We start from the raw sequence: 15,944 nt of genomic DNA on the forward strand, positions 1-15,944 counted from the left end.
GATAAGTTTGTTCAATTAATATATATGCCGTACTTTAATAAATTTTAGTTTAATATAGTAAGGAGACTAATAAAGTAAATCCAACTCACAGGAGAATAACCATGACCTTGCCACAAGAACTCCAAGACATTTTTATACACAAGCAAAAATCATATAAAATGGTGCTCATTCTTGTTCTTTTAGAAGAAATGCGTGTGACCCAATTAAGAGAAGTATCTTTAACCAGAATTAAAGAACGCTTTTTGTCCTATTTTCAAGAGCGTGAAGCTAATAATCTACCTGTAGATGCACCGCCTTCTCGTATGGCTTTTCGCTGGGCAGATTTACCATTAAAGCGAGTTCAGTATGTCATTGATTCGCCTATCGAAGCACTCTCATCGATCCTGGATCATCCTAATGGTAGTTACACCTTAGGCTTCAAGCAAGAATATTATGATCGTTGGGATCAGTCTGTTTTGGATGAATTGTACCAGTATGCACAAGATGAATTAGATTCTTATTATGCACCACCTCAATCGAACTTTTCTCTGCGAGAAGACTTGCTGAACATCATGTCATCTTACACTCAAGCCAAATCTCAACCGCTTACCGGGCATCCGCTTGCTGAATATGTACGCAAGACGGTACCGGAACACCTGAAGTCATTACCATTTATCCATAACCACTTTAAAGTACAAGGATCGGTAGGGCGGGGGAATTGGGCGACGATTCCTTGGCTAGCAGTAATGTATCCGCAGATTACAGATACGATTCAGCGTGGGGTGTATGTGGCGTATTTATTTTCAGCAGATATGCAGCATGTGTATCTGACACTCAATCAAGGATTGGGCGAAGCACGTAGCCACTTGGGAAGAGCAGACAGTACAACCTATCTACAAGAGCGTACCAAAGAAATACGTGCACAGTTACCAGAGAATCGGATGAACCGATCGGATGATATTGAACTGAATGATGGACGACTGGGGGATGATTACCAGACGTCGACGATTGCTTATTTCCATTATGAACGGGAACATATGCCGGATAATGAGCAGTTGATTACCGATCTATGGGATGCGATGGATAGTTATATGTTCTATATTGAGAGTCAGGCGATCACACCGAATACGGTCTGGACTACAATTGTGCAAGATGAAGAAAGCGAAGAAGAAGTATCCGCTCATATTCGAGATCGGGATGTACAGGAGACACTTGGGAATATCCGCGACTACATCACCCAACGTGGATTCTACTTTCCATCTCACCTGATCGACAACTTCTACCTGTCTCTCAAAACACGCCCGTTCGTTATTCTCGCAGGTATCTCTGGCACAGGGAAAACGCGTCTTATTCGTCTGTTCGCTGAAGCGGTCGGCGCTACAGCGCTCAATGGACAATTTCGCTTAATTCCTGTACGTCCAGATTGGAGCGATCCGACCGATCTGATCGGGTACAAAGATCTATCTGGCACATTTAAGCCAGGGCCACTTACGTTAGTGATTGCAGAAGCGTCTCAACCGGAGAATCGCCATAAGCCGTATTTTATCTGTCTGGATGAGATGAATTTGGCGCGAGTGGAACATTATTTCAGTGATATCTTAAGTCTATTGGAGACTCAATCGTGGCAGGGTCGACATATTGTGACTGATCCGGTGATTCCAGCAGCTACGTTAGAATTGGAAAGCGATTTAGAACGATATGGAAATCTGGGAATACCGGAAAATGTCTACCTGATCGGAACCGTAAATATGGATGAGACAACGTATCCATTTAGCAAAAAAGTACTGGATCGGGCGAATACGCTTGAATTTAACACTATTGATCTGATGCAGTTACCCAAGTTACGAGAAGAAAGTCAACAGATCGTAGAAGCAGTACCGGTAGAACAGTCTTTTTTACGAGCCGATTATTTGCAGTTGATTGACGCTTATGACCATTATGCAGAGCTGATTACGCGTACTACAGAGCGACTGGTGACGGTCAATGAAATACTGGAAGATATTCATGCTCATGTGGGTTTTCGGATACGGGATGCAGTGTGCTTTTATGTGATCTATAATGAACGTTTTGAATTGATGCGTGAAGAAGAAGCGTTTGATCTACAGGTGATGCAGAAGATTTTGCCACGTATTCAAGGAAGCCAATCTGGTGTACGACGTGTGCTGGTGAAATTATTAAGCTTTTGCTTACAAGACAGTGTCCGTATTCCTTCACCGATGGAAGATGATGATGCGTTCTGGAGACAGTGGGATCGCGGGAATACGCCACCACAAGCAAACTATCCACAGACAGCACATAAGCTGGTAGATATGATTGTGAGGTTAGATGAAGATGGATTCACATCCTACTGGATTTCTTAATCATAGTACTGATCTATTAGAAGTTACATGTAATATTGGAACGATTTATATCAAAGGCAAGCCGTATCATCCGGTGGTCGAAACGTTACAATTGCACCGCCAAGAAGGAGAATGGGTCGATGCGCATCTGATCTGTCGTTCTCTTTCACCTGATGTGGTTATTGAAAGAATCTCTGTGTTCTCACCAACTGAAAATAAACTGATACTATGGGACGGGACAACACCGTCTTTTCCTTGTTTTTATGAGCAACAGAACTATGAATTTTTGTTGATTAAGTCAGATAATGATATGCATTTACCTATAACTTTTCACCATGATAGCTTAGCTCTTCGTGAAGCTGTCACGTCTAAAGGGGAACAGGTATTGTCGGGTCTATTGAATTTTAAAAATGAAGTCGGTTTTACTGAATTGGAATTACGCAGTGGAGGACAGCGATTGTTGTCGATCGAACTGGAAATTTTTCCTTCGAAGCTGGATTATAAGCAAGATTATATCCAGTTACTTCGTGAAGTGAATGAGCAAGTCTATAATCTGTCGTTCGATTTTCTCAAACGAACATACCAATCTGTGCGTATTCGAGAGACCGAGCACCAGAGTTTGAGTGAGTTTTTTGCATTGATTACCCATCTATTTCACCAGATGGAGACGGCGATGGAGCGAATCAATCGACAACCTCATCATAAGCTGGATCAATCGCTAGAACGTAGACCAGCAGCAAGGATCAAGCGGGGCAGTAATCGCAACAATGCTTATTTAGCCAGACATCCGCAGTATGTAGAGCAAGATACTGTACATGGATGGTTACCCATTGGAGCCGAGCGTTACCAGCCGACTCATTTACTGGATACGGTCAAGCACATCTCTTATGATACCGCAGAAAATCGGTTTTTGCGTTGGATGTTAGAGCGCATTTCAAGCAAGTTACAACAGTTGCGAGATCAGTATAACCAGCTAACAAAACCGCAGAATTTCCGTAGTCGAGCGTATGATCCGGTATTTGTACAGCGTGTAGACCAGATGATCTCCCGATTAGAACAGTTGTTATCTCTAGAATGGTTACAAGCGATCTCACCGATGCGACAAATGAGTAGCAGTCTGGTTCTCCAGATGGCACCGGGGTATCGGGAAATGTATCGGTATTACCTTTTACTACTAAAAGGTTTGTCGATCCAAAGCGATCTATTGCGTCTATCCATGAAAGATATTGCAGAAATCTATGAATACTGGTGTTTTTTGAAGTTAAATGAATTGCTTAGCCGTAAATATCCATTGATTAAGCAAAATCTGATAAGGCTCAACCATAGCGGATTATTTGTGACGTTAGGCAGAGGACAGCAATCTCGTATGGAATATCTGAATCCACGTAATAATGAAACGTTTGTGCTCTATTACAACAGTCTACCGAGCAAAGAGGTCACTCCTACATTGCCACAGCGACCGGATAATGTGCTGTCTTTAATGAAGGTAGATGCAGGGCAGAAGAAAGAATACAGTTTTATTTTTGATGCCAAATACAAGTTAAATGCCGCGGTAGAAGGATCGCCGTATGCTTCTGCTTATCTCAAGCCGGGACCGCAAGAAGAAGATATTAATACAATGCACCGTTACCGTGATGCGATTGTCCATGCGTCTACAGCAGAGAAGTACGAGCGTAGCATGTTTGGAGCGTATGTATTATTTCCCTATGGTGATGAAGAACAATTCCGTGAACATCACTTTTACCGCAGTATACGTAAGCTGAATGTAGGAGCTTTTCCTTTTTTGCCTAATGCGACAAGTCTGGTCGAACAATTCTTAGATGAGCTAATTCAAGATAGCCCTGAAAAAGCCTATGAACGTTCTCCTTCACCACGGGGAACTCAAGCCTATTACCAAAACAAATTAGTCGACAAAAATATGCTGATTGGATCGGTGCGAGGACCGGAGCAGATACAGGTGGCTCTTGCTCATCACTTTTATCATGTTCCGTTAGCTAACTTTGTAGATACACAGGTTATTACACAGATTGAGTATGTAGCGATGTGTGAATCCAGACGAAAGTTTGAAGCCTTAGGTAGAACGGGTATAAGCTATTATGGCAAAGTAGACAGATGGGATATCGTCAAGCGATCCAATATTACCGAAATTCCTGCCGAACCGCAGAAAGCTCATTTATTATATGTAAAATTCACAGTTACCGATTGGCAAGAACGAACAGAACCTATTGCATTGGCAGGGCAAGGTATTTATACATTGCTGTACACCAGTAAATACATGTTCGATCGTGCCGAAGAATTAGCTGAATTGCGATTAGACTCTGAAGCTGATCTAACCAAGTGGCGTGAAAAGCGCAGATTAGGCAAAGTGAAAGTGAAACTAGACAACACGTATGTGGATCTAGCGAAGCATGTGTTAGATGTGAGCGTAGAAGAAGAGTGAACCGTTCTTTAACTTGGACAATAGATCAAAGTCATTTGCATACTCTCCGAATGAGAGTGTGCAGGTGACTTTTGTATTGTCTATATATGTAAGCAGAATAGCGTATAACAACATTTTTCATGAAAATTTAAAAAATGATGAAAATTGAATGCATCTGCACTATAGAAGAAGTATAATTCTTGCAGTTAGCAGTGCGCTTGATGGAGTAGGAGCAGACTGATGAAGGAGGGAAGGCAGTTTTGAAACGTTTGATTTGGATGGGAAGTTTATTTTATTTATTAATGGGTGCAATCAAAGTCACCGTGGCAGCGATTGTCACCGTATTATTGCCGCTCTATGATCGGGATTATACCGATGCAGGGGCATTGATATTTATTGAATTTGGAGCATCGATTATTGGGATGTTGATTCAGCCATGGTTAGCCAATCGGATATCGAAAAAAACGATGTTACATATAGGAGCAATCGGTGTAGCAGCTTGTTATATTTTGATTGCTTTCTTACCTCCATGGTCGATCTTAATTGTAGGTATTGCGATAGCAGGATTCCTTGGAGGCATTATTGAATCGGTGATTGCCGCAGTTATTTTGGAAGGGTTACAGTCTAATGCGGCGATTGCCATGAGTCGTTTGGAAATTGCTTTTGGTGTAGGTTCATTATTATTTCCATTAGCGATCGGAATGTTAGTTCGTTCTGGATTATGGAATTATGCCTTATTAGGTATAGCAGTATATTGTATCTTTTTATCTTTGTTTGTGCGATTCAGTCGTTTTGAAGGGGTGGAGTCGTTATTTTTACCACGTCATCTAACCGATCTTCCTCATGTCGTTCCAGCAACAGCCGCTTCTTCAGGGCCTGTCGGTGCTGTAGTTGCAGCAGCGGCAACAAATCATCCTTCTGCTCGACTTAAACGATTGTGGGTAGGTGGAAGTCTGTTATTACCATCGTTTGTATTTCTCTTTTTCTTATATGGAGCGACTGATATTGGGCTGGTCAATTATTTGCCATCTTTGATGTTAGAAACAGGTATGGCAGATGCAGGAACAGCACCGATCAGTGTCACAGTGTTCTGGGCGGCGATGATTGTAGGACGAATGTTTGCCGGTTATGAAGCAGAACGGATCGGCTACCGTCGTTACTTATTTATTCATTGGAGCAGTATGATTGTGTTACTGTCTTTATTTGCTCTTAATCGCAATCCTGTACTGAGCTATATATTGATCGTATTGTTAGGGTTAATGTTATCCGGTCTTTATGTGGTTACACTGGTCTATATGAAAAAGTTAATGCCCAAAAATATAGCCCGTAATACCAGTATCGTCATGGCAGGTTGTGCGATTGGCGGAGGATTGTTCTCTGTTGTGGCAGGGCGTATGCTAGATACAGTCTCTCCTTCGTATGTGCAATGGATGATGGCAATTGTCGCATTATTGAGTCTGATCACTTATGTACTATATGCCAAAGAATCCAATATGCAGGTCGAACAGAATGAATTTGCACATGCAGAAGGATCTATCAAATAACAAATCATTCTTTAACAGCTTTTAGCCAACTTATGTTCAGAGCATTTTTCTGAAGTGAGTTGGCTTTTTGTATTGTTTTGAAATACTTAAAAAGCAACAGTATAACAATAAGGAAAATGGCGTTAAAACAGATTCAGATCATCTGCATAAGGTAATACATACTATCACCTATATTATGGTATTAATTAGTCTCTTTTACACAAAAAACTATGTTTATGACTAAAGTTACTCTATAATAGGTGAATATCTAAAAATAACATAATTTTACATTAATTAAGAAGGTGAGCTGATAATTAATGAAAAAGACGATGTTTAAGAAGTGGAGCGCTTCGGTATTAACTGCTGTATTGACGTTATCGCTAACCACTTCCGTCTGGGTACCACAAGCAAGTGCAGCGACAACGCCAGTGCAGAAGTATGGTCAATTATCAATTGCTAACGGACAATTGGTCGATAAAAATGGCGTGCCTGTACAATTAAAAGGAATGAGTTCTCACGGTATTCAATGGTTCGGCAACTATGTGAATAAAGATACGATGAAATGGTTACGAGATGACTGGGGAATTACAGTATTTCGTGTAGCGATGTATACCGCAGAAAATGGATACATTTCAAATCCATCACTTAAAAATAAAGTGAAAGAAGCGGTTGCAGCAGCGCAGGATCTTGGTGTCTATGTGATTATCGATTGGCATATTCTTTCAGATAACGATCCGAATATTTACAAAACGCAATCCAAAGCCTTTTTCAGTGAAATGGCAGGTCTATACAAAGATTCACCGAACGTGATCTATGAGTTAGCTAATGAACCAAACGGTGGAGTGACATGGAATGGGCAGATTCGTCCATATGCGCAAGAAGTCACACAGGTCATTCGTGCCAAAGATCCAGATAATATTATTATTGTAGGTACAGGTACATGGAGTCAGGATGTACACGATGCGGCAGACAACCAGTTACCTGATAAAAATACGATGTATGCAGTCCATTTTTATGCAGGGACCCACGGACAATTTTTACGAGATCGGATCGATTATGCACTTAGCAAAAAAGCTCCTGTGTTTATCACCGAGTGGGGAACTAGCGACGCTTCAGGGAATGGTGGACCTTTCTTAAGCGAATCGAAAGTATGGACTAATTTCTTAGCCAATCGTAAGATTAGTTGGGCAAACTGGTCACTCGCAGATAAAAATGAAGCTTCAGCAGCACTTGTAGCCGGAGCCAATTCTAGCGGTGGATGGACAGCGAATAATCTGACGACTTCAGGCAAATTTGTACGTGATGAGATTCGTCTAGGAGCAACCACAACTACGAGTACAACAGAACCAAATACAGATACCCCAACGCCTCCGACTACAGGCAGTGGAGATACAGGTACAACGACACCAACAGATACTAAAAGCAAACTGGTATTGCAATATCGTAATGGTGATAGTAATCCGACCGATAATGCCATTCGACCTATTTTCAATATTAAAAACAATGGCAGTACAGCTGTAGATCTAAGTGATCTCAAAATTCGTTACTATTACAGTGACGAAAGTCAGCAAAAGCAACAATTTTTTATCGACTGGGCGAGTGTAGGCGGAACTCATATTAGCGGTGCATTTGGTACACCGACAGCATCCAAAACGACAGCTAATCGCTATGTCGAGTTCAGTTTTGGGAGTGGAGCGGGTTCTATTCCAGCTGGAGGACAAAGCGGAGATATCCAAGCTCGTATTCATCCAGCCGATTGGAGTAATTATAATGAAGCTAACGATTACTCTTATGGAGCCAATCAGACTACGCTAACCGATTGGAACAAAGCAAGTATTTACAATAAAGGTACGTTAGTATGGGGCACAACTCCATAATGAAGAATTCATTATTATTATACTGAGATTAAAAAAGGAGGGCTATCCTATAGATAGCTCTCCTTTTTGTTGTATGTACATACTTCGATAGAATTACAATGTTTCTTTACTCATCATATGAATAAAAATAAGTTCGAGAATAGCAGGAAGTTCTTGATGATAAAAGTTAGAATAACGTGTTAGATTATGCAATTTTGCTTCATCAGGTGGATGAATATGATGGGGCTCAGTCAACGTCTGATATTTGGGGTCATCAGGATGCGGTTCAGAATGAAATTTAATAATTCTACCTTCTGATTGTTCCCAATCATAATAGGAATAGTCAATAATACCTTTACTGATTCGTTCTGTTATTCTAAGCTTACCACCATCTATAAAAACAATAGTATATCGTTGAAAAGATAAGCTACTCATAAGCCCCGAACCGTCTCCATCACGCAGATCTGTAATGATGTGACGAAATTCTTTTTCTATAAGTGTAATATTAGAAGGATAACGTACAGTCATCGTTTAAAATCCTGTAATGTTCGCAACAATTGTTGCCATTCTGTAAAATCGCGTTGTTGTTGTGATGTCATTATAGTAGATGTAACTGTCACTTCTTCATAAGTACCCTTGTACTTTTGTTCATAATGATAAATCGCATCAATCAGTTCTTTCATTTCTTCAATAGCTGTTGTAGGACGAAGAGATGTTCGTTCTACTTCAGTTTGGTATAACTCAGAAGCTTCTTTAATCGTGATATTTTCTCCAGTAGTGGACAGATAAATAGCATCTTCTGGAATACGTGCTTGTTTGAAACGTTCCCCTTTTTCTACACCTACAATTCGACCTTTATGGATCCAATTATTGATTGTAGCTACACTGACTCCAAAAAAGCGTGCAATATCTCCAGTAGTATATTTTTTGTTCGAAATCGTAGGGTCAGTCGCTATATTGATTTGATGAACAAGAATTAATTGAAAATATTGTTGTAATTGTTGCACAGTTAAATCATCTTTTAAATGAATTTGTTGCACAAGGTGTTCAGCAGATACAGGAGACGTCTTTTCGATATATTTAAGTAATACTTTGAGAAAAGTAGATAATTGAACCTGATCTTGTTGATCCAATTGTTGGGCAATTAAAGATGGAATTATAATGGCTTCTGCCAAAGCAATTTCTCGTTCTGTTAATGTACTCATAATTTTCACCTCTATCTTTATCATACAATGTCCATTCTTAAACTTCAACTAAACTTAAAATAAACATCAATAAAAGTGCTTATTTCATTCAAACAAAAAACCAGCTCATTCTTGTGGAAGAAGTAGCTGGTTTCATATATTTTGACTTAACGACTTTGTGCTGAACTGAGGCGACCGTTCCAGAAATACAGATAGGCTCCAGAATAGATCCATTGCTCATACGTTAAAGAAGATGATTGATACGTATTTTTATCAGAAGGTTCGCCCCAAGATAATGTAACCTGTTCGCGGGTCATATTGCTTAATAATTTATTTTTACTAATAGCTGTCCAGACACTATTGCTCCAATTGTACACAGTGCGTGGATTTTTGGCCCATAAGATATCACTTAGCATCATACCTGTATCATATTGCCGATTGAGTTTGATCTGGACTTGCTTACCATTGGATTTTTGCAACGTAACAAAAGCATCATTTTGATCATTTACTCGCACAGCGATAAATGTTAACTTCTCCAAATGGTTAAGACCGCTTCCATTATATGCACGATTGTCGAACCAGACAAATTTGCCGTGCCAGTTCTGGTTAAATGATGTCAGTTCGCTATCTAACAGAAAGTCCAAATCAGATACTGGACTATTGAACTCATACGTATCGCCTGATTTATTTTGAATCGTTAGAGACAAGCTGGAAGAAGCATAGCGTATATTGGTGATCCAGTAGGCTCCCGGATAATAGAATGGATATATTTTTTGACCGATAAAATAACCGTACTTCGCAGGAAGCTGACTAATGTTGGTCAAAATCTCACTGGATGCACGCTTGCCTTCATCATCACTCCAAATAAATAAGGATTGAGCACTAGACGCATATTTTCCATCCAAATCGGTAATCGCTAACAACGATTTGTACATCACATAAGTTACACCTGCATAAGCAAATGAATTGGATTCATTGACCGTAATACTACCTTTATTACCAGTAATCGTAAGCGGACTCCCATATTGAATTGTGATACCTGGAATCCGATCCATGATCTTAATCGGAATATACAGTTTGTTGTTGTTCACGAACTGGGTGTATTGCTGGGTGATCTGAAATGTACCATTTACAAATAAAAATACGCTTTGATATGTACTTCCTTTTACATTGACAGCATGAGTGGTATGGCTAGGCATAATGACGACAAATACCATAATCCAGCTCAACAGACATAACAATCCTTTTTTCATTGTGAAAAATCCCCTTTTTCTCTATAGATCTGACAAAGATGTAAAATTACATCCTTTTCAAATATCGGAGAAAAAGGGGAATAAATGAAGATAGTTGCTATAAAAGTTAAATGATTAGTCTAACAACCCGACCATTTGTAGTCCATGTAAAATTCCATTTTCGTCTACAGATTTGGTAATATGGCGAGCCACCGCTTTGGCTTCAGGTTCAGCATTACCCATCGCTACACTGTTATAGATTTGTTTGAGCATTTCCACATCGTTAAGTCCATCACCGAACGCATATTGTCTTTCTTCAGGAAAGCCTAACTTTTCGGTGATTTTGGCGATACCATGTGCTTTGGAACCACCTTTGGGTAGAACATCGACAGACATCGGATGCCAGCGGATAAAATCAAATGATTTGAATTCTTGCTCATATTTCTTCTCAGCATCACCAATACAGAACAGCAGACATTGATACATTTCTCTACCTTGATGATATAAAGGATCATATGTTGGGAACTTATTGACTTTGAGCGTATGAATACTGGTTGTGATCATTTCATCTTCTTCCGGTACACTTGCTCTCATATCATCAGCATCCATGTAGACGAGTGGATTATTCTGTTCTAATGCCGTCTGCGTCAATTGAAGTAAAGCGTCTTTATCCAGCGGATTGGTATAGATCACTTCTCCACGTAACACTACATATTGACCGTTATAACTGACATACGTATCAATCTCAAGTTCCTCACGAATATCGTCAAACATAAAAGGCGCACGACCTGTAGCAATCGCAACTTCGTGACCCCGTGCTTTGAGATCGAATATCGCTTTTTTAGTGCTTTCGGGTAACTTTTTATCAAAATCTAATAATGTTCCATCAATATCGAAAAAGATAATACTTTGATTAGACATGAGCAGCTCCTATCGTGTTCATCTATTTTTGGTATATACAGTATGACTCTATTATAACCGTGAAACTAGATCCATGTCTTGCCTTTCAGGAGAATGACTAGCAAAATAAGCAAAAAGAAGCTACTTTTTTAGGATAGATTTAACCCATAAAAAGTAGCTTTTTTATAGTGCATATCACATTCTTTTATAGATAGTCATACGGTATTAATGTTGCTCAATCGTTTCGACTTTGGCAGGCAGAGTAGAAGGACGCTTGAATCGGATAGGTAAATGGAAAAATAGATTCAATAGGATAGCGGATAGACTACCTGTGATCGTACCATCACTTACAATAATACGTAGTGCTGAAGGAAGCCCTGCGAACAACTCCGGTACGACAGTAGCTCCAATTCCGAGCGAGATCGAGCAAGCGACGACTAGCAGATTGCGTTGATCTTTGAAGTTCACTTCGGTTAGCATTCGAATACCTGAAGCGACAACCATTCCGAATAATACGACTGTAGCTCCACCTAGAACAGCAGCAGGAATAACAGTAGCCAGTGCAGCAATTTTGGGAACCAAGCCAAGCACAATAAGAATACTTGCCGCAGCAACGATCACATTACGTGTTTTGACACGGGATAATTCTACAAGCCCTACATTTTGAGCGAAAGTGTTGTATGGAAAAGCATTGAACATTCCTCCCAGTACAATCGCTAGTCCTTCGGTACGATAACCACGCGTCATATCTTGCGGAGTTAATTTCTGATCACATACTTTACCTAAAGCTAGAAAAACACCTGTGGATTCAACAACGATGACCATACATACAATAATCATCGTCAAGATCGGCGCAAGCTTGAATTCTGGAGTGCCGAACATGAAGAATTGTGGTAAATGAAACCAAGAAGCTTCGCCTACACTGGCAAAATTGACTTTGCCCATCATAAAAGCAACAACGGTACCTGCAACAATGCCTATCAATACCGATAACGAACGCATAAATCCGGTGAAAAAGCGATTGATGATTAAAATGAGTAATAGTACGCCGAATGAAAGAAGAAAGTTGGTGAGGCTACCGAATTCAGGGCTATTAGCTCCACCCGCCATATTGCGAATACCTGTGGGAATTAAGGAAAGACCAATCACAGTTACAACCGTTCCAGTCACAACCGGAGGGAATAAGCGAATAATTTTGCCGAAAAAGCCAGCGAATAAAAAGACGAATAATCCAGCAGCAATAATCGCACCATAGATCGCATTAAGTCCATACTGATTGCCGATCCCGATCATAGGTGTGATCGCTACAAAAGAACTTCCTAACATCACAGGCAGTCCGATACCTAGATATTTGTTTTTCCACGCTTGTAACAGGGTAGCTATCCCGCATGTTAATAGATCAATAGCGACCAGATAAGACAATTGTTCTGCTGTCAGATTCAATGCTCGTCCAACTAACAAAGGTACCAAGATAGCGCCTGCGTACATAGCCAGTACATGCTGTAATCCTAAAGATAAAATTTTACCACCACTTGGTTTATTATCCATACTATTCGCCCCTTTTGAATATAGTTTGACATACCACGTTAACAAATCAATGAATTAACGTAATAATATCGCTTGTATCTCTATTTTGACGATAGATATTATATGTATTTGTGCAGAAATATAATTTAAAGACTTTAATTTATGCACATTTATAAATTATATGTAAGTTAATATAACATTAAAGAAGATATATAGCTGATCAGTACAATAAAACATACCAACAGAACCGATTATACAAAAAATAAACGTACACAACGGCACTGTTATTTAAACAGATGTCTCTGATTTGTGTACACCTTTGAGAACATCACAAATTTATAATAAAAGAGCTACCTGTAATAAATAATAGAACAAGATCATGGGGCGAATGTTATAGAAAAGGAGGAGTGTAGCGTACGGTTCAGCAGGGTATAACCTGCATAGTAATATTCACTTATTCACATTTGTAAGCGTTACCAAAATGATAAGGATGGTGAAGGGGTATGAAAGACAAGCAATATTCGTTAACAACTAAAATCGTAGCCGCCGCTTTAGGCATCGTACTGATATTACCAACAAGTGGATTATTCGCAGCTGATTCTACAGATATGTCTATTGCATCTTCTAAAAGTAAAGGCAATAAAGGTGTTCAATTGGAATATCTGGATCGAGGATTGGTGGCAGCCAAAACAGCAGAAGGTATTTTTCTAAGCTGGCGCTTACTTGGAGACGAAGCCAACGGTTATTCAGAGACAGGGCTAACAGGTACTGATTTTGCTTTGTATCGCAATGGTACATTTCTAACAGTGGTGACAGATAGCACGAATTATCTGGATCGTCAGGGAACAACAACTGCTAAATACACGGTAGCCCCAATCAAACCGAAAAAGCCTCGTACCGATCATTCAGTAGCGACAGTGACAGAATCTGCTTATAACGAATCATCTACACAGACGACCGACATAGAAGAATCCAATCTAACTACGTATAGCACTCATTATGATCTTAAAGATCTACGTAAGCCTGACAAAAAGAAATTAAGTGCTCCTGCAACAGTCTGGAACGACACCTATTATGATCTGCCTTTGCAAAAACCAGCTGATGGGGTGACGCCTGCGGGTGAAGCCTATACGTATACTGCGAATGATATGAGCGTAGGAGATGTCGATGGAGATGGAGCTTACGAATATTTTGTGAAATGGAGCCCATCCAATGCCAAAGATGTCTCGCAGAAAGGATACACAGGCAATACGTATATCGATGCTTATCAATTAGATGGTCGACTGTTGTATCGTATTGATCTAGGTGTGAATATTCGTTCGGGCGCACATTATACACAATTTATGGTGTATGACTTTGACGGAGATGGCAAAGCCGAAATGATGTTCAAAACAGCGCCAGGCACTAAGATTATTCGTTATAATTCACGCGGTAAAGTCTCTTCTGAGAAATACATTACATTACCCAAAGCCGATAAAAAAGCAGGGTATGCGAATACCGATGATTATCGCTTAAGCAGTAGTGGCTACTATGATCATGTGGTGGATATGTTTATGGGATGGCGTGATCAAGAAGAAGTGAAGGACGGTCACTGGCCACAGACGCTTGAAGAATGTTTTGGGATTGTGCCTAAATACAATTATCCATTATCTCGGGTTGATGCAGAAGCGTTGACCGACTACTTTATGGATGTGTATGCTCCTTCACGTAGTGCACGGAATGATCTGCGGACGTTTGAAGGATTTATTTTAGACGGACCAGAATACTTGTCTGTTTTTGAAGGCGAATCAGGGAAAGAACTTGAAACGATAGCTTATGAACCCGATCGACATGATGATGGATTGATGTGGGGCGATTATGCGATGTCACGAATCGAACCGGGCAACCGTGTAGATCGCTTTCTAGCAGGTGTAGCTTATCTCAATGGTAAAACACCTTCGGCTGTATTTGCACGTGGATATTATACACGCTCTGTGCTTGTATCCTACAATTGGGATGGACGTCATTTGCAAAAAGTGTGGAATGCAGATAGTGGATGGACGCCGATGAGCAATCCATTTAACGATGGCCCTCATGGTGTTAATGGAACCGATCCTGAATTGGGTACACTGACTACACAAGGTGCTCATTCATTGACGATGGCAGATGTAGATGGAGATGGCAAAGATGAGATTGTATACGGCTCTGCTACAGTAGATGATGATGGTAGCTTACTTTATAGTTCAATGGATATAATGCCTGCTAACAGCGCAACACCGGGAGTGATAGCAAGGCTTGGACATGGAGATGCGATGCATGTCACTGATATTGATCCGAACCGTTCGGGGATGGAAATCTATATGGTGCATGAAGGTGGAACATATGCGCCTTATGGATATAGTATGCGTGATGCCCAAACAGGCAAAGTGATTTTTGGAGCCTATAGTGGTAAAGATACAGGACGTGGCATGATTGGCGATATTGATCCTTCTCGCCCGGGTCTTGAAGCATGGTCAATAGATATGCGTACAGCCGATGGTCAGCAGATCGGAACCAAGATCCCCGGAACCAATATGAATATTAAATGGGGCGCCGATCTAACCACTCAGATTATTGATGGTGCTCGTGAAGTGACACCTACCATTCAAGATTGGCGCAAAGGAACAGTGCTTACAGCAACAGGCACGCTAACCAATAATGATACAAAAGGCACACCTTCACTGGTAGCGGATATTTTTGGCGATTGGCGTGAAGAAATGTTGGTACGTACAACCGATAGTTCAGCGATTCGTATCTATCTGAGTACAGAAGTCACCAACCACAAATTGTATACATTATTGCATAATACACAGTATCGTACAGGAGTGGCTCGTCAGAATACAACGTATAATCAACCGACATATACTGATTTTTATTTTGGTTCTGATATTGACTGGTCGACCGTACCTTTACCGAACTTTTATACCGCTGGAAAAAGAAAGTAAAGTCCAAATAGTTAAATAATTG

General features: G+C 40.3%; 10 protein-coding genes. 5 read left to right on the top strand and 5 right to left on the bottom strand.

Annotated elements, in window-relative coordinates:
* Positions 1-101: 101 nt before the first annotated feature.
* From PO903_RS09840 to PO903_RS09855, 4 genes are all read left to right on the top strand, one after another.
* Positions 102-2,339, top strand: a complete 2,238-nt coding sequence (locus PO903_RS09840; RefSeq protein WP_273593297.1) for an McrB family protein — start codon at positions 102-104, stop codon at positions 2,337-2,339.
* On the top strand, positions 2,311-4,758 hold the full coding sequence (locus PO903_RS09845) for a restriction endonuclease-like protein (RefSeq protein ID WP_273593298.1): 2,448 nt from the start codon (positions 2,311-2,313) through the stop codon (positions 4,756-4,758). Before PO903_RS09840 ends, PO903_RS09845 begins: the two co-directional genes overlap by 29 nt.
* Positions 4,759-4,997: 239 nt before the next feature.
* Positions 4,998-6,281 (top strand): MFS transporter, encoded by a 1,284-nt coding sequence (locus PO903_RS09850; RefSeq protein ID WP_137221249.1) that lies wholly within the window; start codon positions 4,998-5,000, stop codon positions 6,279-6,281.
* A 296-nt stretch (positions 6,282-6,577) separates the two neighbouring features.
* Entirely contained in the window at positions 6,578-8,137 is a 1,560-nt protein-coding gene (locus PO903_RS09855; protein WP_069326749.1) for a cellulase family glycosylhydrolase, read from the top strand.
* Positions 8,138-8,230: 93 nt separating this feature from the next.
* On the opposite strand, the gene PO903_RS09860 is transcribed toward PO903_RS09855, so the two are convergent.
* The 5 genes from PO903_RS09860 to PO903_RS09880 form a co-directional block, all read right to left on the bottom strand.
* Positions 8,231-8,644: a toxin-antitoxin system TumE family protein gene (locus PO903_RS09860; protein WP_273593299.1), complete on the bottom strand. Its 414-nt coding sequence runs from the start codon at positions 8,642-8,644 to the stop codon at positions 8,231-8,233.
* Positions 8,641-9,321, bottom strand: a complete 681-nt coding sequence (locus PO903_RS09865) for a helix-turn-helix domain-containing protein (protein WP_273593300.1) — start codon at positions 9,319-9,321, stop codon at positions 8,641-8,643. Before PO903_RS09865 ends, PO903_RS09860 begins: the two co-directional genes overlap by 4 nt.
* 146 nt (positions 9,322-9,467) lie before the next feature.
* Positions 9,468-10,553 carry a hypothetical protein gene (locus tag PO903_RS09870; RefSeq protein WP_273593301.1) on the bottom strand — a complete coding sequence of 362 codons (1,086 nt, stop codon included), beginning with the start codon at positions 10,551-10,553 and terminating at the stop codon, positions 9,468-9,470.
* Between the two features lie 114 nt (positions 10,554-10,667).
* Positions 10,668-11,453: a Cof-type HAD-IIB family hydrolase gene (locus PO903_RS09875; RefSeq protein ID WP_069326745.1), complete on the bottom strand. Its 786-nt coding sequence runs from the start codon at positions 11,451-11,453 to the stop codon at positions 10,668-10,670.
* Between the two features lie 204 nt (positions 11,454-11,657).
* Positions 11,658-12,980, bottom strand: coding sequence for a nucleobase:cation symporter-2 family protein (locus PO903_RS09880; protein WP_273593302.1), 1,323 nt, complete (start codon positions 12,978-12,980; stop codon positions 11,658-11,660).
* Positions 12,981-13,462: 482 nt separating this feature from the next.
* On the opposite strand from PO903_RS09880, the gene PO903_RS09885 reads away from it, so the two are divergent.
* Positions 13,463-15,922, top strand: a complete 2,460-nt coding sequence (locus PO903_RS09885; RefSeq protein ID WP_273593303.1) for a rhamnogalacturonan lyase — start codon at positions 13,463-13,465, stop codon at positions 15,920-15,922.
* The last annotated feature ends 22 nt before the right edge of the window (positions 15,923-15,944 follow it).

This window comes from Paenibacillus sp. PK4536 (assembly GCF_028594455.2).
GTDB lineage: Bacteria > Bacillota > Bacilli > Paenibacillales > Paenibacillaceae > Saccharibacillus > Saccharibacillus nuruki.

Coding starts and splice junctions, on each gene's coding strand:
- PO903_RS09840 (WP_273593297.1), top strand. CDS start 102: ATGACCTTGCCACAAGAACTCCAAGACATTTTTATACACAAGCAAAAA.
- PO903_RS09845 (WP_273593298.1), top strand. CDS start 2,311: ATGGATTCACATCCTACTGGATTTCTTAATCATAGTACTGATCTATTA.
- PO903_RS09855 (WP_069326749.1), top strand. CDS start 6,578: ATGAAAAAGACGATGTTTAAGAAGTGGAGCGCTTCGGTATTAACTGCT.
- PO903_RS09860 (WP_273593299.1), bottom strand. CDS start 8,644: ATGACTGTACGTTATCCTTCTAATATTACACTTATAGAAAAAGAATTT.
- PO903_RS09865 (WP_273593300.1), bottom strand. CDS start 9,321: ATGAGTACATTAACAGAACGAGAAATTGCTTTGGCAGAAGCCATTATA.
- PO903_RS09870 (WP_273593301.1), bottom strand. CDS start 10,553: ATGAAAAAAGGATTGTTATGTCTGTTGAGCTGGATTATGGTATTTGTC.
- PO903_RS09875 (WP_069326745.1), bottom strand. CDS start 11,453: ATGTCTAATCAAAGTATTATCTTTTTCGATATTGATGGAACATTATTA.
- PO903_RS09880 (WP_273593302.1), bottom strand. CDS start 12,980: ATGGATAATAAACCAAGTGGTGGTAAAATTTTATCTTTAGGATTACAG.
- PO903_RS09885 (WP_273593303.1), top strand. CDS start 13,463: ATGAAAGACAAGCAATATTCGTTAACAACTAAAATCGTAGCCGCCGCT.